Genomic DNA, 24,252 nt, shown 5'->3' with positions numbered 1-24,252 from the left:
GCATCTTCAAAGTTTCAGCGTTCACGGATTCCGATCGCTGGATAACGTTGTAGGGATACCCGTCGGGGGACCAACCATCCTGGCTGGCCACAATGACGGTGGGAAGACCGCGCTGCTGGCCGCCCTTTCGTTTCTTCTGGGAGAGTACGCGCCGTCCGAGGACGATCGGACATACAAGATGGATGCTCCACGCCGGTGTGAGACGACCGACGTGGAGGGAGTCTTCCTCCTCGACGAATCCGAACAGGCCGAGCACGGGCTCCCGGCTGATTGCCGTCTTCGACGTCGAGTCGGCGATGACCTTAAGGCCGTGTTCGAGATCTGGGGCCCGATTGCCGACGACGAGCGGCTGCGCGGCCTCGAGCGCTACAACGCCCAGGCGCTCAAGGAGCTTGTGACCGATCTCGAACTGCCGGTCAGCATCCGCAAGGCCGACAACCAGGCGACGCTGAAGGCCTTCGCGGATCAACATTCCAGCCAGCAGGGATGGTCGCGCGCTCCGGCGGGGCTGGAGCAGCGGCTGCCGCGGCTGCTCCCCTTCGACGGTCTTCTCGCCAACCCCGACGAGGCTGTGAGAGCGGTCCTGTCCAACAGTTTCCATACGCACATGGCCGATCCCGAGCTGCAGGGCCGTATCAAGCAGATCGAGACGGAAGTCGTCGAGCGCGTCACGGCGGACGCCAAGGGTTTATGCGACCACATCATGGTTCGCTGTCCCGAATTACAGGAAGTGTTCGTCGAGCCCGACGTGTCGTTCAAGGGCGGCTTCCGCGGCGCTCCGCTCCGGATCTCCCGTTCCTCCGGCGAATCGGTCAGCCTCGAACGCTCCGGACTGGGCAGCAGCCGACGGGTCTCGCTTGCCATCTGGGAGTGGACCAGCGAGTTCCTCAGCCAGGAGCACGAGTCCGACGGCATCGGTGACCGACCACCGGTCCAAACGATCGTCGTCTACGACGAGCCGGACACTCACCTCGACTACGCCAACCAACGCAAGATCATGAAGCTGATCAGGGAGCAGAGTGCCATCCCGTCCGTCCGGGTGCTGGTCGCCACGCACTCGATGAGCCTGATCGACGGGGTCGATATCCCCGACGTCGTTCACTTGAAGCTGGTCGACCGCCGGACAGCCGTTGAGAGACTGTGCGTCGACGAGCACGGAGCAGTCGACAAGCACCTCCAGGAGATCGCGGTCGCCGTGGGTCTCACCAACTCGATCCTTCTTCACGAACGCTGCTTCCTCGCCGTCGAAGGAGAGACCGAGCAACGCGCGTTCCCCGTCCTCTTCCGCCTGTGCGAGCGCTTGTCTCTGCAATCGGCCGGCATCGCCCTGTGGGGCTGCTTCAACAACGAAGGTGCATTGCACCTCGCCGGATACCTGGCCAAGCACGGCAGGTCGGTCATGCTCGCAGTCGATGCGGACAGTCGTCGGCTGCCCAAGAGCATCTTCAAGGAGGCCCACCTCAACACGATCTTCGGCGGACGCCAGGCCGACGTCGTCAAGTTCGTCGGCGAGCAGGAGGACGTCGACGAGTTCGAAGCATTGTTCCCGGACGACCAGTGGGCAGCGACGGCCAACGAACTCTGGCCCCGCGCCGACGGCCGGCCCTGGGTTCCCCAGGACTTCGAGGCACTGCGGAACCCCGGCAAGTTCAGCCACGAGGTCCAGACGATGTTGCAGGATGCGAGCGAGTCAGGACCAGGCGGGAAGCCGGACATGATGTACAAACTTGCGAAGAGTCTGCAGTCCGCCGACCAGGTTCCTCATCAATTGCGGCAAGTGTTCGCCGAGGCGAGGCATCTAGCCGGTTGAGGTGCGACGATCCCCCGAGTCACTCCTGAACGCACGGCGAGCCAGAATACGCTCCTTGCGTTGGTCCATCGTGGGTTCCTCCCACTTGTGCCAGCCGACCGGCTCGGCCCAGCGCTGCATGTGTTCGAGCCTCTCCAGCCCGCACCATCGACACCCACTGGGTGGGATCAGTCGTACCCCACCGCGGTGCAACGCGACCATGAGCTCCCCCTCCCCACGGTTGTCATCATTCCCCACCCGACTGACATCCATGCGTTGACGAACGTCCGTGCCAAAAAAGGGGATCCAAACACGTCGGTCCCCGGTCAGCCGCTGTCGCTTCTACGTCGCGGGCGGCACCTCAGCCGCTTCCCCGTGCGGCGCGACGATCGGCTAAGCGATGGGGCCCAATCCGGTCGAGCGACGCAGTACGGTCGGCCAGCGTCAAGAGACGAAGTGAATTGACGTTTCAGTGACTCGGCACGGCCTGAGCAGGCCGCCCAAGCCGCGCCGCGGAGTCTGAACGATGAGGCTTCGGGCGGCGGCACGCCGACGGGCGGGCCACGTCTACCTGTCCGAACCTTTAGCTCGCCCGAACGAGCGCCTGTTGTTCCGGTCACGATGAAATACTCACGCGACCCGGTCGAGCACGCCGGGAATCGCGAACCCCAGCCCCGGAACCGAATCAGCGCCGGAGTTGCGCAGCGATCGCGTTGGCGGCATGCCGCTTCGCTTCGTCGACGACTGACGTATACAGGTCGGCCGTGATCGCGGTGGTGGAGTGGCCGAGCATCTCCGAGACCACCTTCATCGCAACCCCAGCGCTTAGGGCGTGGGTGGCCGTACCGTGTCTCAGATCGTGGAGGCGGATCGGGGGAAGCCCGGCCTCGCGGGCCAGCCGGGCGAACAGGTCGGTGATTCGGCCTGGATGCAGTGGGCCGCCGTCGCGGCTGGTGAACACCAGGCCGGTGTCGAGCCAGTTGCTGCCGTACTCGGTGGCTTCGCGTCGCTGGGCTGCGCGATGCTCGGCGACGGCTTTTGTCACCGACTTGGCGAGCATCAGGTTTCGCATCCCGGCTTCGGTCTTGGTCTCGCCGAAGGTCATGTCATAGCCGACCTGCACGATCTGTTGGTTGACGTCGATGGTGCCGGCCTTGAGGTCGACGTCCTGCCAGCGCAGCCCGCACACTTCGCCGCGGCGCAGCCCGCAGTGCGCTGCCAGCAGGAAGAGAGCGAACAGCCGGTGGCGGGAAGCGCGGTCCAGGAACGCTGCGGTCTGCTCCGCCGTCCACACCATGACCGGACACGGTACGGCGCCGGTCCTGCGCCATTCCTCAACGCGGGCGTCGGTCCACACCTTCGGTTTCGGGGGCTTGGCCGCCGGCAGCTTCACCAGCCCAGCGACGTTCACGGTGATCAGCTGCTCGTTCACGGCGTCGGTCAGCGCCGAACGTAGTGCGGCACGGATCCGCTGGATCGTGGCCGCGCTAGCCGGTCGACGAAAGGGTGGCATCGCCGCGAGTTTGGCCCGCGCGGTACGGGCGGCACCAGGGTTGTGGTCGCGCCACGCCTTCTTCGCCGCGGCCAGGACGGCGTGGCGGGCCGCGTTGGCTGCCGCGATTGCCTCGGCCTCCTGCGCGATCTTCTCGAAAGCCAGCCGAACATGGGCGGCGCGCAACCGTTCCAGACGGTAGTGACCCAGGTGAGGGATCAGGTACTGCCTTACCTGCTGGCTGTAGCTTCGGTGCGTGGTCGGGCGTAGGGTCCTCTTCTTCGTGACCAGCCACTCGGTCAGGTATTGCTCGACGGTCATATCGCAGGATGCGGGGATGCCGGCGATCACTCGAGTGCGGATGGACGAGGGTTCCGGCAACGGCTGCTTGTTCTTGATGGCGGTGCGGACCAGGTCGGCGATGAGGACTCGCGCAGCATCGGGGTCCTGATCCAGGTCGGCGAGCGCCAGCAGTTCGGACACCTTGTCGGCGGCGGTTTCGGCGTCGCGGCGGGTGGCGTGGCCGCCGCCGCGGATGTTCGCGCGCTTGGCGCTGGCGGGGTTGGGGATCTCGATGTGGAACCACCAGGTGCCGTGCCCTGGGTTCCAAGCGCCGTCGACGCGCTTGAGGTCTGGGCAGGACGTTCCGAGGTGCTTCTTGACGATCGTGCCGTCGCCGGTCGTGACCGGCGCCCGACAGCCGCACCGCTTGAAAATCGAGTTGGTCATGCGCTCACTCCTCTTGGAACGCGCTGGTCCGCGCTGTGGCGACAGCGCGGACCAGCGGGTCGAAATCAGCAGGTCGGTTGGATCGACGCTCGACTCGTCGCGTCAGCGCAAGCCGACGGCCCGTGCCCGGGCCTGAAATCGACCGGATCGGGTGACAGGGCGTGCACGCCAAGAACTTCGAGGAGCCCGGCGGTCGGAACCCGGTAGAGCTTGCCGATCCGCAGCACCGGGGCCGGGAACGCTCCGTTCTTGGCCAGGGTGTAAGCGCTGGTCCGCCCAATGTCCAGAAGCCTTGCGGCTTCCTCGAGATTCAGCACCGGCGGCAGGGCCTGAAGGCTGTCGAGCGTCAAAACCATGGGGGTGGTCGTCATCGCGGTTCTCCCTCGGTGAGGTCGAGGACGGTTGAGGCCGTCTCGGAAGCGGGCCGGTCCGGAAAGTCGAGATCGAGCCAGCGCTGGCATGCCTCGATCACATCGGTCTCGCGCTCTGCCCGCTGCGGATCGACGCGCCCGGCGCCGACCGGGTTCATGCCGCGCTCCGCTCAGCGCTGCCGAGAGCGAGCGGAACGCAGCCGCAGCCGCTGTCCGCAATGGGGCAGTCAGCGGCAGCGGCCGGCTGCGGCGGGCCCCAGCGAGCCACGACCACCTCCTCGTGGGCTGTGACATGAGTGGGGCTGCCTGCGGCGAAGGCGTTGCGAGCGTTGACGAGTTGGAAGAACGACGCGCGCGCCATCAGGCCGTTGTCGCAGGCCGCCGCGAGCAGCGCGATGCACCGCTCGTGCAGGCTGTAGCCGGCGGCCAGGGCGGCGTCGGTAGCGAGAGCCGGGATGTCGACCATCTGGCCCTGACGCCTGAACGGCCGGGCGGTGATCACCAGGAACCCGCCGGGCTTGAGCAGCGTGGTACAGCCTCGTAAAACCGCGGTGAAACCGTCCATCAGCTCCTCGACGCTCTGCTTGGCGAGGTTGCCGGGATCGTTTCCGTAGGTGTGGTTCCACTTCTCCACGCCGCCATGTCCGGAGTCCCGCGTGACCCGGACATGCCCATGAGTGGCCGGGCCGTAAGGCGGCGACGTCAGTACGAGCGACGCTTTGCCGTGGACGTCGCGGCCGACGAGATGTTCGATGTCCCGGGCGTCGCCGCGCACGACGGTGGCGTAGCCGGAGGCGCCCCGGTCTACGGCGTACTCGATGTTGCGCTGGGCGAGGTCTACCCAGCGCTTCTCGTACTCCACGCCGACGGCCATGCGGTTCTGGTGCATGGCCTCGACCAGAGTCGTACCGATGCCGCACATCGGGTCAACGACCAGGTCGCCAGGCTTTGTGTAGACGGCGATGGCGTGGGCTGCGATCGCCGGGAACATCTTCGCCGGATGGGCGTCGGACTCGGGCAGGTAGCGTCCGCGACGCTGTGCGCGCGGCCCAGTCTGCGCAGTGGCCCACACCGACAGCGGCGGAACGTCGGACGGCACTGGGAACAGCGGGATCGGTTCTGGACGGGCTCTCATCAAGGGCGTCCTTCGCGGTATCGGCGTCCCGACCGAGCTGGCCGTGATCGCTTTCACCCGTAGAAGTCGCCGTCGCATGCCGAGTGCGGGTCACCGGCAATCCGCAACTGGGTGAAGTTCGCAGCCCTCGATTTCACCTCGGTCGTCGTAGCACCCCACCGGCACGAGGACTGCCTGCAAGCAACTCAGCTTTACCTCGCCTACACCCTTCCCACCTGCTGTTTAACACTTTCCGGCGACGCCGCTTACACCCGACCTCTCTTGCCTTGGCCCCGGGCCGATCCCCGGCCCCATCGCCACATCTCCAGGCAAGGAAGCATCCCCGTGGGCACCATCAAGACTTTCGAAACCACCGTCCTCGCCGCCGCCGAGGGCGAGTTCCTCCGCGCACTGTCCGACACCCGACAGCTCGCTCTGGCCGGCGACCTGCTGGGCGCCGAATGGTCCGGCACTGAGTTGTCGGCGGCGGCTGCGCGCCAGTTGCTGCTGGAGCCGGGACGGATCGCAGACAAGGACGCCGTGTGGCGGCACCTGGTGGCTCGGGCCCGCGAGGCTGGCGGAGTGTGGACACTGGCTGCGGTCGGGATGGCGGCACCGATGCTGAAGCGGACGGCCGCGATCGCCGCCGAGCGCTTCGGCGGCATGCGGAAGGACGACTTGGCGGCCGAGGTGCTGGCCGGCTTCCTGGAGCATCTGGCGGGCATGGACCTGGAGCGTCCCGGGATCTGCGTTCGGCTGCGTTGGGCGACATGGCGAGCCGTGGTCAAGGCCGGATCCGCCGAAGCCGCCGCGCCGGTTCCGCACGACAACGCCACCTCGATGCCGCCGCAGCTGCCGTTGTCGCACCCGGACGTCGTACTGGCTCGCGCCGAGCTCGCCGGGGTGATCACTTCGGCGGAGGCGGACCTGATCGGAATGACCCGGCTCGACGAGGTGTCCCTCGCCGAGGCCGCTGAGTGCCTGGGCGTCACGGCGAACGCCGCGAAGATCCGCCGTCAGAAGGGCGAGGCACGCCTCGTCGCGTTCCTGACCGGACAGCCGATCCCGGCCCGCAAGGACCTCAAGCACGCTCGCACCCGGAGCGCGCAGGTGACAGCCCCCGCCATGGCGTGAGCAGGACGGAGACCCGCGTGGCGCAGAAGCGGTGACCCCTGCCGGATCAGGGAGCGGACTTCTACGGGTGCCGGGATCACCTTCAGGACCCGGCGGATCCCGCTTCAGAAGGACACGAACATGCACCGCACCACGCACAAAACCCGTGCCGCACTGCTGCTGGCCGCCTCCGCCGCCCTCGCCGTGTTCGCCGCGACCCGCGCCCGCGCGGACGGCGGTCAGATCGCGCCGGCCGCGAGCCTGAACGATGTGATCGGAAACATCCGCACCTGGCTGGTCGGCGTTCTCACCGTGCTGGCCACGACGTTCCTGACCATCGGCGGCGTGCGGTACCTGATCGCCGGGGGCGACCCGGGCGGCGTCGAGAAGGCCAAGACCGCCATGAAGTCCGCCGCGGTCGGCTACGGCTTGGCGGTCCTGGCTCCCGTCGTGGTCGCCGTTCTGCAGACGATCGTCGGCTCGAAGAAGTGACGCCGCCGCACGTCCTGCGGCCAAAGGCCGCTGTTTCCGCTCGTGCCTCTTCCCGTCCTGACCAAGGAGTTCCAACCATGACTGCTTCCGTTCGCCGTGCCTTGGCGATGGTCGCCGGTGTCGCCGCCGGATGGCTCGGTCTCGTCGCCACCACGTCCGCCTGCCATGCGCCGACGCGCAGCGTGCCGCCCGCGAACCTGATCGTCATTCCCCCTCCGCAGCAGGCGACAGGCACGATCAGCCCGATGCGGATGGACTGGCTGCGCGACTTCGCCGCCACCTCCGCGCCCACCGGGCGATGACGTGCGTCGTGCCGTCTTCCGTGCCGGCCAGGCGCTGCTGGTGGTCGGCGCGGCAACCGTCGTCGTGTTGCTCGCGGCGGGCGCGGCCTCCGCCGACCCGGCAGCGCCGAATCCCACACCTTCTCCGGATCCGTACCCTTCGAATCCGGGTATCTACGGTCCGCTCGTCGGCGGTGGCACGATGGCCCCGCCTCCGGTCATGGGCCCGGGGCTGGCGCCGGCCGGGGGTTCGGACCCGTCCTGGTGGGACGTGCCCGGACAGATCGAGAAGGCGATCGACACCTGGTTCGGGAACCTGGTCAAGTCAGCCCTCGAACCGGTGCTGCGGCTGATCGGCTCCACACTGCTCTCGTCACCCGACCTGTCCGACGGCAGGATCGCGCAGATCTGGACCGGTGTCCTGATCACCGCCAACACGCTGTACGTGCTCTTCGTCTTGGCAGCCGCCGTGATCGTGATGGGTCACGAGACGGTACAGACTCGCTACTCGGCCAAGGAGATCGCCCCGCGCCTCGTGCTCGGGGCGATCGCCTCCAACGCCTCGCTGTGGGCGATCTCCCAGACCGTGTCGCTCGGCAACGTCCTGGCCGCCTCGCTGATGACCGGGAAACTCTCGGCCGAGGGCGTCGGTTCACGACTCACCTCGATGATCGTCGACAAGATCTTCCTGCCCTCGGGGATCACCCAGCTGTTCCTGGTGCTGCTCGGCGGCGCGGTCGCGGTGATGGGCATCGCGCTGCTGATCACCTGCCTGATCAGGGCAGCGGTTCTCCTCTGTCTCACCGCCGGGGCGCCACTGGCGCTGGCGTGCCACGCGCTGCCACAGACGGATCCCCTCGCGCGCCTGTGGTGGCGAGCGATCTTCGGGTGCCTTGCCACCCAGTTCCTCCAAGCGCTCGTGCTGATCACCGACGTGCAGGTGTTCTTCGACCCGAATGCCGACACGATCCTCGGACTGCCCTCCGGTGGCGGCCTGGTGGACCTGCTGCTGTGCCTGGTACTGCTGTTCGTCCTCATCAAGATCCCGATCTGGACCGCGAGGGTCGTCCTCGGCCGGCAAGCCATGGGCGCGACCATGGTCGGGCGCCTGGCCCGCTCGTTCATCTACTACAAAGCGTTCACCGCGGTCCGTAGCCGACTCGGCACACAAACACCGGGACGCGCCAGCACGTCAGGGGTCTGGGTCAACCACCACCGGCCGGGACCGGCCGGCCCAGGCAGTGGCCTGGCTCCATACCGGGGTCCGCGGCCGGGTGGCGGCGGCGGATTCGGCGGATGGCAGCCCCGGCCGGAGACGGTCGAGGCGACCGCGACCGTCGTCCGCGAGCATCCCCCTCCCAGCAGGACCGCCGACGGCAGCCCGAAACCGCCGCGGCAGCATAGCCCGCCTGTGCCGACGCCGCTGGGACCGGTCCGACGCCCCCTTGCGCTTCCGGTCGGCGAGACCGTCCGGCGCGACCGGCAACACCAAGCGTTCACCACCGCCCCAGCTGAACGCGGCAAGCAGTACGGCCTGTTTCCGCCGGTCCCGAAGACCGCCCCGGCCGCACCACGCCGCGCAGAGAGCCCGCCGACGGTGCCTCCTCCGGGCTCGGGGCTCAAGCACGAACCCCTGTTCCCGAACCCTTCGCCCCGCAAGCGGCCGGCCAAGCCAGACCCGCTGCCGCTGGCGGTGAAGTTCGTCGCCCCGTCCGACCACAAGCCCCGGCCCACGCGCCGGAAGCCCCCTGTCCTGCCAACGCCACCAAAGAAAGAGAGCTGACCCGCCGTGTCGGAAGAAGCACGCGGATACACCATCAAGATCCCTCAGGACGTATCGCGGCCGGACAAGATCATGTTCGGGGCCACAGCTCGGCAGTGCCTGATCCTCGGCGGTGCCGCTGTCGGGCTGTGGCTGATCTGGCTCGCGACGCGCTCGTTCATGCCGCCGCTGTTGTTCGCCGCCCCCGCCGCGCCGTTCCTGTTGGTGCTTGGCATCGCCGTGTCGACCGAGCGCGATGGCGTCACCTGCGACCGGCTGCTCATCGCCGCGCTTCGGCAATCGCTGTCCCCGCGCCGCCGCGTGATGGCTCCGGAGGGAGTGAGCGCACCTCCCGAGTTCCTCGCCAACGCACTACGCAGCCAGAGCACCGCGTTGCCGGCTCCGCTGGATCTACCGATCCGACAAATCGGCGAAGGCGGCGTCGTCGATCTGGGAGACGACGGCGTCGTCGTACTGGCCGAGTGCTCCACGGTGAACTTCGCGCTCCGGACAGGCACTGAGCAGGAGCTGCTGGTCGGCGGCTTCGCCCGCTGGCTCAACAGCCTCACGGGGCCGGCGCAGATCATCTCCCGCACCACCACCGCCGACTTCAACTCGCAGATCAGTGCTCTGCGCACCGCCGCTCCGCGACTGCCGCACCCGCTGCTTGAGGCCGCGGCGGGAAACCACGCCGACTTCCTCGCGCACATCAGCGAGTCCGGCTCGGTGTTGCACCGCACCGCGCTCGTCGCCGCCGGCGAGTCCGACCCGCACCACACTCCGCGCGCGGTGCGGCGGATCAGCGACGCCGCGGCGCTGTTGACGACCTGCGAAGTCAATGCAACGCCCCTGGACGCGCGCGCCGCGTACGCCGTGCTGTCCGCAGCTGTCGACCCCGACACCAACCGCCACCACGATTCCACCGGAGCCTGACCATGCGAACCCTGACATCTGCACTCTCGGCGACCGCCACCTCTTTGTTCCCCCTCGGCACCAAAAAGAAGGACCGCCATCGAGATGTCCTGAGGCTCGGGCCTTCCAGCCTCACGGTCGGGACGAAGACCCTGGCGATCGGTGAGTCGACGCACGCTGCGACCTTTGCTGTCGCCGGGTATCCGGCGGAGGTCGGCAACGGCTGGCTGGAGCCTCTGCTCTCCTACCCTGCGCGGATCGACATCGCCATCCACGTCAAACCGATCCCGGCGCCGATCGCCGTCGATCGGCTTCGCAAGCAGCGCGCCCGCATCGAATCCGGACGTCGGCAGTCCGCCGAGCGCGGGCGGCTTGACGACCCGATCACCGAGTCCGCGGCCGCCGCCGCCCGTGAACTTGCCTATCGTGTCGCCTGCGGGGAGGGCCGCCTGTTCGACGTCGGCATCTACCTCACCGTCTTCGCCGATTCCGAGACCCAGCTCGCTGAGACGGTGGCAGCGGTGCGCTCGGTGGCCGACGGGATGTTGCTGCGTCTGGTCCCGACCACCTTCCGCACCGTGCAGGGCTGGTGCACGACGCTGCCGCTGGGCCTGGACGGGTTGAGGATCCGTCGGACTTTCGACACAGACGCGTTGGCTGCCTGTTTCCCGTTCACCTCCGACCAGTTGGCGCACATCGGAGGCTCGACTTCGCCGGTATTGCTCGGGGTGAACGGCACCGGCTCCGGCCTGGTGTGCTTCGATCGCTGGGCCCTGGACAACCACAACTCGGTCGTGCTGGCACGCTCCGGCGCCGGCAAGTCCTACCTGACCAAGCTCGACATCCTCCGCTCGCTGTACCAGGGCGTGCAGGTCCTCGTGGTCGATCCGGAGCAGGAGTATGTGCGGCTGGCGCAGGCGGTCGGCGGCACCGTCATCGAACTCGGAGCACCGCAGGTACGAATCAACCCGTTCGACCTGCCGAACCAGGAGTACTCGCAGGAAGCGGTGCAGCGGCGAGCGCTGTTCGCGCACACTGTCGTCGCGGTGCTGCTCGGTGCCGAGCTGACGGCGGCCGAGCGCGCAGTGCTGGACACCGCGATCCTTGCGGCCTACGAGCGGGCCGGGATCACCGACGACGTCCGCACGCATACTCGTGTCGCGCCGACCTTGGCCGACGTCGCTCACGTGCTGGCGAGCGCCGGCTCGCTGGAGGCCGTGGCGCTTTCGGACCGGCTCATGCCGTACGTCACCGGCTCCTTCGCAGGCCTCTTCGACGGCCCCACAACCACCTCGGCCGACGGCCACCTCGTCGTGTTCGCGCTCAAGCACCTGCCGGAGGAGCTGAAGGCCATCGGCACGCTGCTGGTCCTGGACGCCATCTGGCGGCAGGTCACGTCCCCGGAACGCCGCCAACGGCTGTGTGTGGTCGATGAGGCATGGCTGCTGATGAAGGAGCCGGCCGGCGCCCGCTTCCTGTTCCGTATGGCCAAGGCCGCGCGCAAGCACTGGGCCGGACTGGCAGTCATCACGCAGGACGCCGCGGATCTGCTCGGCACCGACCTCGGGCAGGCTGTCGTGGCAAACGCCGCGACCCAGATCCTGCTGCGCCAGGCGCCCCAAGCCATCGACCAGGTGGCTGCTGCGTTCCGACTGTCGGAAGGCGAGCGTGCCTATCTGCTCACCGCCACGCGCGGTACCGGGTTGATCAACACCGGGGTGAGTCGGGCCGCGTTCGCCAGCATTGCTTCCGACGACGAACACCGCCTGGCCACCACTGACCCTGCCGAGCTCGCCGTGATCGACGCCGCTAAGGCCCGCGGCCTGGCCGAAGAGAGCGAGCGCCTGTGATGCGTACCCTCGTCGTCGGGAGCGAGGCGCCATCCGGCCCGCTCGTCCGATTCTTGGTGGATCCAGGCTCCCTCTTCGCCGAGTTGTGGAGCAGCATCTCCGGGTTCTTTGCCGCGTGGTGGCCGGTGGCGGCGCCGTCGGCCGTTGCAGTCCTCGGCGCGGTCTTCGGATCACGACTCGTGCTGCGCTCACACCAGCACAGTCTGATGGACGCCGACGCCCGCGTGGTCGAGGTACAGGTGCCGCCGAGCGTGAACCCGGCGGCTGCCGAGGCGTTCTGGTCGCATCTGCACGCGTTGCTTCGACCGACGTGGCGGCGCTTTTGGTACGGGCAGCCGCACCTGGTGTTCGAGTACTGCTTCGTCCAACGGTCGGTATCGTTCCGGATCTGGGTTCCCGGTCTCGTGCCGTCCACGACGGTCGAGGCTGCGATCAGCGCGGCGTGGCCCGGATCGCGGACCATCGTGCACTCCCCGCCGCCGGTGCCGATCCCAGTCCGGTCGGCGGTGACCGGGGGCAGGCTGCGCCTGGCCCGCAACGAGGCACTGCCGACTCGCACCGGCCATCACGTCGATCCACTTTCAGCGCTGCTGGCGGCAGCGCAGGCGCTCACGGCCGGGGAGGCCGCGGCGGTGCAGGTCTTGGCGCGACCGGCGACGGGCGCACGAACCCGCCGGTTCCGCCGCCGACTGGGCAAGCTGCGGCTGGCCGCCTCCGGCGTCGTCGGACAGCCGCTGCATATCGACGTGTTCGACGCGGTCACTCTCGGCATGGCGTCCAAGGCCCCGAACAGGTTCGCCATCCGCGTCGATCCGGTCGCCGCCCTCGCGCTACGCCAGGCGGTGGTGAAGAACTCCGGATCGCTGTGGGAGACCGAGATCAGGTACGCCGTTGGAATCCGGGCCGGCGCCGGGCACGAGCAGCAGGTGTGGGCACGGCGGCGGCTGCGCGGCCTGGCACACGGGTTCGCCTCAGCGTTCGGCATGCACTCCGGGCTGAACTGGTGGGCGCGGAAGCCGCTGCACCAGCCGGAGCTCGCGATGGCTCGGCGGCGCCTGGTTCGCGGGCACCTGGTCTCGACAGTCGAACTGGCAGCGCTGGCACACCTCCCGCTCGATGGTGAGGCGGCCGGCGTGGTGCGTGCCGGGGCCAGGTGTGTCGCGCCGCCGCCGCAGGTCGCGGCCAGCGCCTCCTACTCTTCGCTCTCGGCCCGATTGCTGGGCGACTCCGACGCCGGGACGTCGGCCCCCGTCGCGCTCCGGATCGCCGACGGGCGTCAGCACACCCACATCCTCGGGGCGACCGGCTGCGGCAAGTCGACCCTGATGGGCCGCATGATCCTGGACGATGTCGCGGCGGGGCGCGGGGCGATCGTCATCGATCCGAAGGGCGACCTCGTGGCGGACGTGCTCGACCGGCTTCCGGATGAGGCACGGAGTCGGGCCGTGCTGATCGACCCGCTGGCCGAGCTGCCTGCGGGCGAACGGCGGCCATGCCTGAACGTGCTGGCCGAGGGCGACCCGGAGTTGATGGTGGACAACCTGGTCGGCATCTTCCGGCGGATCTTCGCCGCCTCGTGGGGACCGCGGACTGACGACGTCCTACGCGCGGCGTGCCTGACGCTGTTGGCCACCGCCGAGGCACGGACCAGGCCGCCGACGCTCGCCGGGATCCCCCGGCTGCTGGCCGACCCGAACTACCGCGAGCGCGTCGTGCGCGAACTGCCCGACGATCGTGGCGGCCCGAAGGCTGCGAGCATCGCAGTGCTCAATGACTTCTGGGACGGGTACCGGAGCCTGTCTGAGGGTGGTCGGCAGGCAGTGTGCGCTCCGCTGCTGAACAAGCTGCGCGCGTTCCTGTTGCGCGACTTCGTCGCCCAGACGGTCGCGCGCGAGCAGTCCACCGTCGACCTGGGGCAGGTCCTGGACGGCGGGATCCTGTTGGTCCGACTCCCGAAGGGCGTGCTCGGCGACGAAACCACTCGGTTGCTGGGGTCGTTCATCGTCGCCGCCTTGTGGCAGGCCGCCAGCGAACGGGCCAAGTCAGCGCAGGGTGCCCGGGTCGACGCGTCCTTATATATCGACGAGGCCGCGAACTTCCTCAACCTGCCGTACCCGTTGGAGGACATGCTCGCCGAGGCACGGGGCTACCGGCTGTCGCTGGTCCTGGCCCACCAGAACCTCGCCCAGCTCACCCCAGAACTGCGTGAGGGCATCAGCGCCAACACCCGCAACAAGGTGTTCTTCACCTGCTCCCCCGAGGACGCCAAGGCTCTGGCGCCGCACGTCGCCCCGCAGCTCACCGAGCACGACCTGGCGCACCTCGACGGCTTCCAGGCCGCGGTCCGACTGGCCGTCGATGGGGCGCGGACTCCGGCATTCACCATGCGCACGCGGCCTCTGCCCGGGCCAGCTGACGAACCTGGACCTACCGTCCCCGTCACCGCAAGTCGGATTCAGCCGGCAGCTGTTCCCGGCACCGATGCCGCCCATCAGGACTCGATCACCAGGAAGCGCGAGGTCCGCCAGCCATGACAACGTCCCGACGCAGCACAACCAAGGCGACCAACGCGAGCACACAGGTCGGAAACCGGCTCACCTCTCGGGACGTCGAGCTGCTTCGCCTCGTCGCCGAGCACCGCATGCTCACCAGCACCCAGTTGGCCACCGCTTTGATCCCCAACGACCGCACCTGCCGGTTGCGCATCCAGGTGCTCCGGGACCTCGGGCTGGTCGAGACCTTCCGCCCGCCGCGGGTCGCGGGCTCGGCTCCGCTGCACTGCGTCGCTACTGGCAAAGCCCTCCGGCTGCTGGCAGAAGCCGGACATGCCGAGCGCGTGCCAGCGGTACGCGGCACGGCGAGGCCCGGTTCCGCAGCGGCCAGCGTCGCTCTGCGCGCAGACCTGTCCCATCTGGCCGGAGCCAACGAGGTGTTCTGCCGGCTGCGTGCTGCGGCCCGGGCGTCCGGAGGGCGGGCTGCGCTGGAGGAGTGGCGGTCAGAGTGGTCAGCGTCCCGCGCGTTCGGCAGCCGAATCCGTCCCGACGGGTTCGCACGTTGGCGCGACGGGACGGACTGGTGCGAGTTCTTCCTCGAGTACGACACCGGAACCGAGGCCCTGCACCGGCTGGCCGCCAAACTGCGCGGTTATGCGGATCTGGCCGCGGCTACCGCTGTCAGTGTTCCGGTGCTGTTCTGGCTTCCCGGGCCGGAGCGCGAGCACAACCTGCACAGGGAACTGTCCGCGGATCGTTCCGGCGTACCGGTCGCCACCGCGTACGGAGACCCGTGTGTCGGCGCCCCGCACCGAGCCGTGTGGCAGCCGGTGTGGCGGGTCGGCGTCGAACGGCTCACCCTCGCTGGCCTCGGGACCGCTTCGGCGGCGCATCTGGGTGTGCCGCAGCGACGGCACACCATCTGAGCTGGGATTACACCCGGCTTTTACTCTCATCGCGTGGTGCCCGAGTTTCTCCGGGCACCACGCGGTTGCCTGATCGGAGCCCGCCATCAGCACGCCGGCCCGCCTCGCCGCCCTCACAGCATCGGCGTTCCTCTTCCTCATCGTCCTGATCACGGCCGCCGCCTCAGCCGTCACCGCCTCAATCGCCAGCCCACTGGGCTCGGTCTGGCACGCCGTGCACGGCGACCCCGTTCGCACGCAGGCTGTCTTCACCGCCGACGACTACGTCGGGCTGATCGCCGCCGCGGAGCACAACGCACCCAGCCGGCAGGCCGCGGCCGCGATCGCGTTCGCGGCCGCGCAGATCGGCCGTCCCTACGTCTGGGGCGGAACCGGAACAAACAACAGCTACGCAGGATATGATTGTTCCGGCCTTACGCAAGCCTCCTACAAATACGCCGGAGTCGATATCCCAAGAGTCGCCACCGCACAATACGAGGCGGGCAATAGAGTCGATTTGAAAAGTCTTCTTCCCGGAGATCTCACCTTTTACGGCACCCCGACATTCGCCCACCACGTCGCGATCTACCTCGGCGACATCGACGGCAAGCCGACTGTCCTGGACGCCCCCAGACCGGGTGCGGTCGTCCGACTCGATCCGCTGAACGCCGGAGGCGACCTCTTCGCCGCCGCACGGCCTGCCGTTGCGCCCACCAACGGCCCCTCCGTTCCTCTCACCGGTCGCCCTACCGATGCCCCACACCCCGCCGGAAGGGTGTAACAGCATGTCAGAGGGGCATTTTACGCGCGGCCCGCCCGGCCGACAGATCGTAATACACGATCTCTTCCACCTCTGATCCGGCGGGCCAACGCACGCCCGCCTGCATCTCTTCGCCTGTTTCCACCACCCGCTCAACCGGCCTGCCCACCGCTCCGCGGCCTGTCAAGCTCGACCTGCGCCGGACGCACGCCGGCGCCACGCGCGCCAGACCCGGCAAAGGCAGGAGAACCGGCCCCGAGCTCGGTAAAGGCGAGTCGGCAGTTCTTGCGCACATTATCAATTCGCACCAAAACACGTACTCCGAATGGGTGAAGAAATAGCCGATTCACGCTTGGAGCAGGGCGTTAATCGAGATATCTTGGGTACATCAGGAAGTGAGGGGCGAAACGGACAATCCGAATCGCCGAGAGTACCCCGAAAGGATTTCAGCCATGGGAGCCACCACCACTGATCTGGCCAGTGTGGTCCTGATCGAAGCCGCAGATCTGATCGAAACGCGCGGGTGGGACCGCACCGTCGACCCGGACACGCTGCCCGAAACGGGCCCGTTGTCGGTCCGTGGCGCGCTGGAGATCGCAGGGCAGGCGCACGATGCGAAAACACCCGGCACTAGCAGCGCCCGGCCTGTGTCCAGCGCCGTTTACGACGGGGTGGAAAACCTCGCGGAGTACCTGATTGCCACCATGTACATCCCCATTGACGCGGACAGGGTCTTCGGCTGCCCGTCGTGCGTGCAATGCCGACAGCACTCGAACCTGCCGCTGACGTTGATCCGCGACAAGGCATGCGCGAACGGGTGTGCCTTGTGCGACGAGCACCTGCCCTTGGCAGATCCGTACGGCTATGAGCAGTCACCGGCGGAAGAGGCGATCGACACTTGGGAGCGCTACATGACGCACCGGCGCGACGTCGTGTCCGTGCTGCGCGCGGCTGCGTCACGCCCCGCACTGTAGCTGTGCCCCGGCGGCGGGAATAGGCCCCCGCCGCCGGGAATCAGGCCCCGACCACACCCACCGAACCGTCTAAAGATCAGCAAGGAGTCTGTCGTGAACCCTGACTTCATTATCGCGCAGCTGCGCGAGTTGGCGGCGACCGCCACGCGGGCTGTGAAGTCGCCCGCCCCGTCGTGCGGAGGTACCTGCCCGCACGCCTACCGCGCCGAAGCCATGGCCGCGCGGTTCACCGAGATCGACGCGATCATGTCGAACCACGGGCGGCTGCCGAAGACGTGGTCTTCGCTGTTCGTCCCCTCGCAGCGCGATCCGCGCTGACCTCCACGCGCGGCTGACGGCTCGCCGCGCTCTTTGACCGGCCGCCGGGCCTCGCCTTCCCCGACCGCATGGCCCGGCGGCCGCCTTCCCTCCCAACTCTGCTGCCCTGACCTGGGCGAAGCCATCCGGGGGCGGAGCCTTGCCGGAAACCGGCCGCCCGCCACCGCTGATCGAATCGGAACTCTGCAATGGCCGCATCCTCGCTCCCCTTTCCGCTGAACCCTGATCGGCTCGGCCGACGTCTGGCCGCCTGCGGATTCACCCCTCACCTGGTCAACGACTACCCCGGCTCGATCGGGCGCGGTCCGGCGATCGTCCACGTCGCGAACCCGGGCCACACGGTCGTGGTGGTCGAACTGACCGACCCGGACGACGCCACCGGCCGCGTCTACACCGAACTCGCGGTCTTCCCCGCCGGGGCCCGGCGTCTGGCGCTCACCGGCGGGCCGGTCGAACGCGTACACGCCCGCGTCTTCGACGTCACGTTCGGTTCGAACACCCCGGCCGCCGTGATCCACGCCGCCGCCGTGGCCGCGTTGACCGTCAATCTGCGCCCGGCCGTCGCCCGCTGACCGCCGCGCCTGACTACGACTTTGGGAGCCACCCCGAAAATGAGCACCCCCCGTACGAAGAACACTTCCGCCAAGACCGTGCCGCACGTCCGGTTCGCGCCGGGAGGACTGCGCGCCCTCGTGGCGGCGCACCTGGCCGCATCGCCTGGCGAGGAGTTCACCGTGACGCAGGTAGCCCGCGCGTTGAACGATTCCTCCGGCGGCGCGGTCGGCAACGCCCTGATGGCCCTGGCCGCATCCGGGGCGGCGGTGCTGACCTGTGCTGCGCCGCGCCGGTTCCGCGCCAACGATGCCACGGCCGCAGCCGCGACCGACGCACCGCTGGTCCCCGTCAAAGCCGCTACGACGCCGAAGCCGAAGCGGCCCGCCAAGACCAAGACGACTCCCAAGGCGCCGCGCAACCGCAAGGCAGCCTCCAAGCCGGCTGCGCCATCCGTGTCGACGCAGCCTTCACCTCCGGCCGAGCCGTCCGCGCCCGTCGTCGCATCATCAGCCGTCGCCACGCTGGCGGATCCGACCGCGTCGGTGACCCGGCCGAACGGCATGCTGTACCGGCCGCGCGCCCTGGCTGGGCTCTCGGACGTGGGCGCGTTGCGCGCCGCACGGGAGGCCGAGACCCCGGTCCTGCTGTACGGCCCGCCCGGAACCGGCAAGACATCGCTTATCGAGGCGGCGTTTCCGGACGTGGTCACCATTGCCGCCGACGGGGATTGCGCGGTGAGCGACTTCGTCGGGGAGTGGACACAGAACCCTGACGGAACCTACAGCTTCATCTACGGCCCGCTCGTGACCGCGATGACCGAGGGCCGGGTGCTGTTCGTCGATGACGCGACACTGGCCGCTCCCAAGGTACTGAGTTGCCTGTACCCGGCCATGGACGGCCGCAAGACCATCACGGTGAAGGCGCACAAGGGCGAGACGATCACCGCCGCCCCCGGGTTCTTCGTCGTCGCCGCCCACAACCCCAACGTCAGCGGCGCCGTGCTGACCGAAGCACTCTCATCCCGCTTCGCCCTGCACGTCCACGTGGCCTCCGACTATCAGATCGCCGAAGAGCTCGAAATCAATCCCAAGGCCGTTCGAGTAGCGAAGAACCTGGCGACCCAGGCGGCCGCAGGCGAAGTCACGTGGTCGGTGCAACTGCGCGAGCTGCTGGCCTTCGCCAAGGTCGAGAAGGTGCTCGGCACCGAAGCCGCGTTCGCGAACCTCATCGGCGTCGCCCCGGAGTCCGACCGCGACACCGTCGCCGAAGTCGTCGCCACCGTGACCGGCACGGAGGCTCAACGGCTGTCGGTCGGCGCACGCATGACCTCGGCCACCGAACCCACGCAGCCCTGACAACACCTGGCGGGGCCGTCCCACGGCGGCTCCGCGCTCACCCCAACGCCGTGATTCCGAGCCTGTCAGGAGCCTTGCATGCCCGCCCACATCCACGCACGACCCACCCCGCCGGATCCGATCTCGATCACAATGCACACCACCGTGGACACCAAAGCCCGGCGTGCACTGTCCGCCGTGCTCACCGACTACGCCGCAGACCTATCCAGCCGCGAAGACCTGATCGTCACGGTCGCCCCCGGTGTCCGCGACACCTACAGCGCCCCAGCGCTCATCCATTTCCCGTCCGCGACGATCCACATCGATGCCAGCTTGTTCGAGACTGGCCCGGACGGCACGCACACCGTCGCCCCAGAGGATCCCCATGCTCGCCCCGTGGGCTTCGGCGCGCTGGTCCATGAAGCCGCGCACGCCGCGCACACCCGGTGGAAGGTTCGACTGCCTCAGGACACAGACCAGGCAGCGTTCGCAGCGGCTGATCTGATCGAGGAGATCCGCGCCGAAGCCGCCCAACTGGTCCGCCGCCCGGCCGATGCCCGATGGCTGCGCGCCATGGCAGCCGAGCTGGTCCTGGAGGGCGCGCCAGTCTCCGGCGACGACTCACCGTGGGCGGCAGCCCGCGCGGCGCTTCTGGTCGCGGGCCGCGTCGACAACGGCACCCTGACAATCAGCGAAGCCCGGCCCGTCGTCCTGGCCGCGAAGAAGGTCCTGGGCTCCGACCTGTTGAAGAAGCTGCGTGTTGTCTGGAAGTCCGCGACGCAGCTGGCCGACGACGACACCGACGGCATGATCGCCGCCGGGCGCGCCTGGTGCGACCTGTTGAACATCGCCCCTGACAAGCCAGAACCCACCCCCACGCACGCCACGGGCGGTCGGCGACCGGCCGAGCTCGTCGCGCAGGCAGTCAAGGCGACCGCCGCGAAAGTCCGGATCAACAGCGCCGCCGAATCCCGGAACTCCGGGCCCTCGCCAGCCGAGGCGGCGGCAGCAGAGCGCAGCGAGCAGGCCCACACAGCCAATATCGCGGCCGGAGTGTTCGCCCCGCACAGTCCGTGCGGTCAGGTCACCGGTTCACGTCCCCCGACCGCAGTCGAGCGCCGGGCGGCTGCCAGGCTCGCGCAGCAACTGCGCCGGGCAGCCGTCCGGGAGCGCGCCGCGACCCCGACCGCATCGGCTCTTCCGCCGGGACGCCTGAACGTCCGCGCCGCACTCGCCAAAGACGCTCAACGCGCGGCCGGAGTAATCCCAACCGCCGAGCCCTGGCGTGCGGTGAACCGCAAAACCACCCCGACGCCGCCCCTGCGGATCGGAATCGTCGTAGACACCTCCGCCTCCATGTCTGCGTTCACGGAGCCGATCGCATCGATCGCCTGGATCCTGGCCCGGGCCGCCGCACTGTCCGCGACCGACGCCACGACAGCGGCAGTGCACTTCAGCGGCAAAACCGCCGCCGCCATCACGCGACCCGGCGACAACCCCGCCCAGGTCTCGACCTTCAAAGCCGACAACGGCGGCCACCCGATCGGCACCGCGATCGACGCCGTGGACGGCGGACTCGGTCTGGCCAGGCCCGGCGCGGCCCGCTTGCTGGTCATCGTCTCCGACGGCGTATTCACCGACAGCGAGAACAACGCGGCACGCAAGCGCACCGAGCGTCTGGTCGGCACCGGATGCCCAGTCCTGCAGGTCACCACCGCCGACCAGAAGAAAACCAGGCAGATTCCAGGCGCGACTCGCGTCCGCGTAGCCAACGCGGCCGCCGCCGGAGACGCCATCGGAGCCGCCGCCGTCAAGGCCCTCGCCACCGCATAGACCGACCAGCGGCGGCCCGCCCAGGGGCAGGCCGCCGCCCCACCTCCACCAAGAAAGAGCCCCAATTCCCATGACCAAAAACTGCACCACCGCCGCAGGTCCCATCGCATCCGCAGCCGGTCGAAACGCTCCGGCCCCGGCCGCCACCGACCTCGCCCACGACATGCTGAACAGCGGCTGGACATTCGCCAGCGCGACGGTCCGTGTCATTCACACCGCACGCCTCACCGACGGCTCCGGCCTCACCGTCGCGGTGTCCTCCGAGGCCGGCAAAGTCCGCCTCGACTTCAACTCCGAATACCGGCGTCTCGACGGCTACCTGTCCCGCCCCGCGTGGCACGCCGAAGCCACTCGCGAACTGCCGGTCGAGGCCCTTGCCGCCGTCGCCTCCGCAAATGCCGTCGCCAACGACGAAGACCCCACCGACCTCGGCGAAGTGCTGACCGCCGCCGGATGGTCACAGCCGCACCCGAGCGAGCGCAAATGGATCAGCCCCGACCAGGACCGAGAAGTCATGCTCTTCGACGACCAACTCGAAGACAACGCGTTGCCCTGGCGGATCCGCCGCACGGCCGGACGCCCGGTCACCGTCCATGCCAGCGACGACACCCCGACTGCCGTGATCCTCGCTCTCGCCCTCACCGATACCGGCCAGCGCTAGCGCCCCGCGCCCAGCAAGCAAGCACTAGCCCTACCCGAAGACTCCCGGCGGGCGCGCGAGTGGCTCCCCGCGCCCGCCGGGCCCCCGACTCGCCGAAAGGAGTACCCGATGGACGAGGTCTCCGTTCGACCCGCGCATGCGGCGGCGGCAGTTGCAGACGCCCTGCGAACCGCCGGATTCAGCGATGCCGCGCCCGAACCGAGCACCGGCGTCGTCGTCCTGACAGCCGCCTCAGCGTGTGCGGCGGTGCTGGTTCGGATCGTGCCTCAGCGCGTGTCACGGCACGCCTTCGTCACGCTGATCTGCGCGACCTGCCGCCGCCACCAGAGATGCGGCTGGCGGGCACAACTCGGCGCCGACGTCCCGGCGTCGGTTGTCGCGACGTGTGCGCACGCGGCCCTGTCCGCACCGATGCCCTGCGAAAACACGCCGCCTGCCGTGTAACCCACCACCCCTCCCCACCCCATCGAGGCAAGGAGCAACCCGGTCATGACCGGCACCCCCACCGCGTCCAGCGTGCAGCTAGCCCGCGCCGAGGCCCTCGGCAAGGCCCTGGCTCATCGCGGCTGGAACAGCCGCCACGAATCAACAAGCAAGCACCCCGGCGCAGTCGGATCCATCGTCCGCACCCATCCCGACATCGAGATCCTGATCCTCACACTCGGCGGGACCGCCGGTCAGATGGTCGAAATCACCGCCCAGGGAGTCTCCGGCCACCGTGGGACAGGCTTTCGCCGAGTCCGCGAAGTCAGCCCGTCCTGGCGGATGACCGCCTACGACGCTCCCATCCAGGCGATTCTCGCCGCCGCGACCGCCGCAACCGCCAGCGCGCCGGACCCGAATCCGCTGGAACTCCCAGAATGGACGATCGAGCGCGCTACTCGCCGCTCGGCCGGAGACAACGCCGTGCGATACGCCGCCGGGCTAGAGGTACCGCTGGGCGGTAGGGTGCGCGCGACTCGGTTCACCCGCCCCGACAGCGCGGTGGTCGTCACCTTCCACCTGCCCACCTACACCCCGCCGTGCGAGCACTGCACCCATCATGGGGACCTTGGCGACATCGGCGGCTGGCTCATCACCGGTCCCGGCCTCACCGCAGAAGCCACCGCCCACACTCCCGCAGCTGTGATCAGCGCTTTCACACGTGCCCTGCCCGGCCATGCCTTGGCCCGGCCCACCGCGACTCCGAACGGGCACACAGTCGAACCGCGCCGGTGGGGCGAGGCCGTCCCTGCCGCAGCCGTCTTCGGCGCCCGACCCATCACGGCGGTGTGCTGATGCCCGCACAGCTCTTCGGGATCCAGCGCGCCGTAGGCGAGGAGTTGCTCGCGGCCGGCTGGCACGCCTCGTCGATCGCGATCGCCTCCAAGCCCGGCTCGGCATGGGTGCTGTTCGACCCGTCGCGGCGCGTCAGGGTCCGGATGTGCTCCGACCTCGCCGACTTCGTAGCCGAGGTCACCGCCATGCGCTTGCCCGGCGGTCCGGCGCAGTCGGCCCCGTGGACGCTGGCGGTCCACGACGCCCCCGTCACCGCGTTGGTCACGGCGCTGCTGGCGGCACCCGACGCCTGTGGTCATGTTTCAGGACGTGACCGGCGCGCCATCGTCCGCGCACTCGCCGCCGCCGGGATGCGGCCCGACCGATCGCGACTGGCACGCGCGCTGTCCGGAACCACCGATTGGTTCAGCCCCGACCGCGGGGCCGAGGCGACCTGGACAGCACCGCACCGCGCCCGGGTCGGCGGCTGGCAGATCCTCACACCCGCGGTCCACCTGAACGCGACGCCGGGCACCCCGGCCGTCGTCCTGGCCTCGTTGATCGCCGCCGTGGGCTGGGCCGTGGGAGGGAGGAGCGACTGTGTCGACGACACCACCGGGTCCCGGATCTGACGCCGCGATGCTCACCTGGCTCGCCGGGGACGACGGAGTCAACGCCGCCGCGAACCGGATCTGGGCCGCCACCGGACAGATCACCGAAGCCACCACCGCTCTGCACACCGCCCAGCTCGAACTGGAAGCCGCGACGGACGCCTACTCCGAAGCCATCCGCGCCTGCCGGATCCCTGCTGAGCACGCCGAACGCCTCGGTGCCGCCCTGATTCTGCGCATCGGGCGCTCCCACATCCTCGCCGAACTCGACGACCTCGGCCGCGTGGACAACGGACACACGCCGTGACCCCCAAACCGAGCTCGGCCACCGGAGACAGATCACCGCCGTGCGTGCAGATCAGCACTCCCTCCGCGCCGTCCGACTACCTGCATACCTCTGAGAAAGACAGCACTCTGATCATGAGCAGCGCCGTACCCGATCCTCGCGCCACGGGTCCAACCCACATCCCCTCGCGGCCCCCGCTGCCGCCGACGCCTGCCGACGCCTGCGTGAACTTCAACCTCGTTGACGGACGCGTCGTGTGCCTATCCGTGCCTCAGCCGCTGGCCGAGGCCGACGTCGCCTTCATCCTCGCCATCGTCCAAGCACACGTCACCGCCGTCGCCCGGCGCGGCCACTGACATCG

Annotated in this window: 25 protein-coding genes; 21 read left to right on the top strand and 4 right to left on the bottom strand. The window is 68.9% G+C overall.

Annotation, left to right across the window (positions count from 1 at the left end):
* The first annotated feature begins 310 nt into the window (after window positions 1-310).
* Window positions 311-1,810, top strand: coding sequence for an ATP-dependent endonuclease (locus tag ABH935_RS26925; RefSeq protein WP_370380719.1), 1,500 nt, complete (start codon window positions 311-313; stop codon window positions 1,808-1,810).
* A gap of 664 nt (window positions 1,811-2,474) precedes the next feature.
* Here ABH935_RS26925 and ABH935_RS26920 read toward each other — a convergent pair.
* The 4 genes from ABH935_RS26920 to ABH935_RS26905 all read right to left on the bottom strand — a co-directional run bounded on the left by ABH935_RS26920 (window position 2,475) and on the right by ABH935_RS26905 (window position 5,516).
* Window positions 2,475-3,764, bottom strand: a complete 1,290-nt coding sequence (locus ABH935_RS26920; RefSeq protein ID WP_370380718.1) for a tyrosine-type recombinase/integrase — start codon at window positions 3,762-3,764, stop codon at window positions 2,475-2,477.
* A 311-nt stretch (window positions 3,765-4,075) separates the two neighbouring features.
* Complete coding sequence (locus ABH935_RS26915; RefSeq protein ID WP_370380717.1) at window positions 4,076-4,381, bottom strand: helix-turn-helix transcriptional regulator; 306 nt, start codon at window positions 4,379-4,381, stop codon at window positions 4,076-4,078.
* Window positions 4,378-4,539, bottom strand: coding sequence for a hypothetical protein (locus ABH935_RS26910; protein WP_370380716.1), 162 nt, complete (start codon window positions 4,537-4,539; stop codon window positions 4,378-4,380). Before ABH935_RS26910 ends, ABH935_RS26915 begins: the two co-directional genes overlap by 4 nt.
* Complete coding sequence (locus ABH935_RS26905; protein ID WP_370380715.1) at window positions 4,536-5,516, bottom strand: TRM11 family methyltransferase; 981 nt, start codon at window positions 5,514-5,516, stop codon at window positions 4,536-4,538. Before ABH935_RS26905 ends, ABH935_RS26910 begins: the two co-directional genes overlap by 4 nt.
* A 324-nt stretch (window positions 5,517-5,840) precedes the next feature.
* Here ABH935_RS26905 and ABH935_RS26900 point away from each other — a divergent pair, with 324 nt between their 5' ends.
* The 20 genes from ABH935_RS26900 to ABH935_RS26805 all read left to right on the top strand — a co-directional run bounded on the left by ABH935_RS26900 (window position 5,841) and on the right by ABH935_RS26805 (window position 24,247).
* Window positions 5,841-6,629 (top strand): hypothetical protein, encoded by a 789-nt coding sequence (locus tag ABH935_RS26900; protein ID WP_370380714.1) that lies wholly within the window; start codon window positions 5,841-5,843, stop codon window positions 6,627-6,629.
* A 120-nt stretch (window positions 6,630-6,749) separates the two neighbouring features.
* On the top strand, window positions 6,750-7,100 hold the full coding sequence (locus ABH935_RS26895) for a pilin (RefSeq protein WP_370380713.1): 351 nt from the start codon (window positions 6,750-6,752) through the stop codon (window positions 7,098-7,100).
* A gap of 77 nt (window positions 7,101-7,177) precedes the next feature.
* A complete protein-coding gene (locus ABH935_RS26890) occupies window positions 7,178-7,402 on the top strand; it encodes a hypothetical protein (RefSeq protein ID WP_370380712.1) in 225 nt (74 codons plus the stop codon).
* Window position 7,403: 1 nt separating this feature from the next.
* On the top strand, window positions 7,404-9,164 hold the full coding sequence (locus ABH935_RS26885) for a hypothetical protein (protein ID WP_370380711.1): 1,761 nt from the start codon (window positions 7,404-7,406) through the stop codon (window positions 9,162-9,164).
* A 6-nt stretch (window positions 9,165-9,170) separates the two neighbouring features.
* Window positions 9,171-10,076 carry a PrgI family protein gene (locus tag ABH935_RS26880; protein ID WP_370380710.1) on the top strand — a complete coding sequence of 302 codons (906 nt, stop codon included), beginning with the start codon at window positions 9,171-9,173 and terminating at the stop codon, window positions 10,074-10,076.
* Window positions 10,077-10,078: 2 nt separating this feature from the next.
* The gene (locus ABH935_RS26875; RefSeq protein WP_370380709.1) at window positions 10,079-11,905 is read left to right on the top strand and encodes a VirB4 family type IV secretion system protein; all 1,827 of its coding nucleotides are present in this window, start codon (window positions 10,079-10,081) and stop codon (window positions 11,903-11,905) included.
* Window positions 11,905-14,439 carry a type IV secretory system conjugative DNA transfer family protein gene (locus ABH935_RS26870; protein ID WP_370380708.1) on the top strand — a complete coding sequence of 845 codons (2,535 nt, stop codon included), beginning with the start codon at window positions 11,905-11,907 and terminating at the stop codon, window positions 14,437-14,439. The genes ABH935_RS26875 and ABH935_RS26870 overlap by 1 nt, the downstream gene beginning before the upstream one ends.
* Window positions 14,436-15,323 carry a replication-relaxation family protein gene (locus ABH935_RS26865; RefSeq protein ID WP_370380707.1) on the top strand — a complete coding sequence of 296 codons (888 nt, stop codon included), beginning with the start codon at window positions 14,436-14,438 and terminating at the stop codon, window positions 15,321-15,323. Before ABH935_RS26870 ends, ABH935_RS26865 begins: the two co-directional genes overlap by 4 nt.
* A 214-nt stretch (window positions 15,324-15,537) precedes the next feature.
* Window positions 15,538-16,083 carry a C40 family peptidase gene (locus tag ABH935_RS26860; RefSeq protein WP_370380706.1) on the top strand — a complete coding sequence of 182 codons (546 nt, stop codon included), beginning with the start codon at window positions 15,538-15,540 and terminating at the stop codon, window positions 16,081-16,083.
* Between the two features lie 431 nt (window positions 16,084-16,514).
* Complete coding sequence (locus tag ABH935_RS26855; RefSeq protein WP_370380705.1) at window positions 16,515-17,036, top strand: hypothetical protein; 522 nt, start codon at window positions 16,515-16,517, stop codon at window positions 17,034-17,036.
* A 93-nt stretch (window positions 17,037-17,129) separates the two neighbouring features.
* Entirely contained in the window at window positions 17,130-17,354 is a 225-nt protein-coding gene (locus ABH935_RS26850; RefSeq protein ID WP_370380704.1) for a hypothetical protein, read from the top strand.
* Between the two features lie 188 nt (window positions 17,355-17,542).
* Window positions 17,543-17,926, top strand: a complete 384-nt coding sequence (locus ABH935_RS26845) for a hypothetical protein (protein ID WP_370380703.1) — start codon at window positions 17,543-17,545, stop codon at window positions 17,924-17,926.
* 39 nt (window positions 17,927-17,965) lie between these two features.
* Window positions 17,966-19,264 carry an AAA family ATPase gene (locus ABH935_RS26840; RefSeq protein ID WP_370380702.1) on the top strand — a complete coding sequence of 433 codons (1,299 nt, stop codon included), beginning with the start codon at window positions 17,966-17,968 and terminating at the stop codon, window positions 19,262-19,264.
* Between the two features lie 78 nt (window positions 19,265-19,342).
* Window positions 19,343-21,076, top strand: a complete 1,734-nt coding sequence (locus ABH935_RS26835) for a hypothetical protein (protein WP_370380701.1) — start codon at window positions 19,343-19,345, stop codon at window positions 21,074-21,076.
* Window positions 21,077-21,146: 70 nt separating this feature from the next.
* Window positions 21,147-21,737: a hypothetical protein gene (locus ABH935_RS26830; RefSeq protein WP_370380700.1), complete on the top strand. Its 591-nt coding sequence runs from the start codon at window positions 21,147-21,149 to the stop codon at window positions 21,735-21,737.
* 108 nt (window positions 21,738-21,845) lie between these two features.
* Window positions 21,846-22,181, top strand: a complete 336-nt coding sequence (locus ABH935_RS26825; RefSeq protein ID WP_370380699.1) for a hypothetical protein — start codon at window positions 21,846-21,848, stop codon at window positions 22,179-22,181.
* Between the two features lie 45 nt (window positions 22,182-22,226).
* Window positions 22,227-23,015 carry a hypothetical protein gene (locus ABH935_RS26820; protein WP_370380698.1) on the top strand — a complete coding sequence of 263 codons (789 nt, stop codon included), beginning with the start codon at window positions 22,227-22,229 and terminating at the stop codon, window positions 23,013-23,015.
* Complete coding sequence (locus ABH935_RS26815; RefSeq protein ID WP_370380697.1) at window positions 23,015-23,626, top strand: hypothetical protein; 612 nt, start codon at window positions 23,015-23,017, stop codon at window positions 23,624-23,626. Before ABH935_RS26820 ends, ABH935_RS26815 begins: the two co-directional genes overlap by 1 nt.
* Entirely contained in the window at window positions 23,595-23,912 is a 318-nt protein-coding gene (locus tag ABH935_RS26810) for a hypothetical protein (RefSeq protein ID WP_370380696.1), read from the top strand. The genes ABH935_RS26815 and ABH935_RS26810 overlap by 32 nt, the downstream gene beginning before the upstream one ends.
* Before the next feature lie 113 nt (window positions 23,913-24,025).
* A complete protein-coding gene (locus tag ABH935_RS26805) occupies window positions 24,026-24,247 on the top strand; it encodes a hypothetical protein (RefSeq protein ID WP_370380695.1) in 222 nt (73 codons plus the stop codon).
* Window positions 24,248-24,252: the final 5 nt, after the last annotated feature.

The sequence above is a fragment of the Catenulispora sp. GAS73 genome (genome assembly GCF_041262085.1).
In the GTDB taxonomy this organism is placed as follows: Bacteria; Actinomycetota; Actinomycetes; order Streptomycetales; family Catenulisporaceae; genus Catenulispora.
This window is presented reverse-complemented; position numbering and strand designations above follow the sequence as displayed.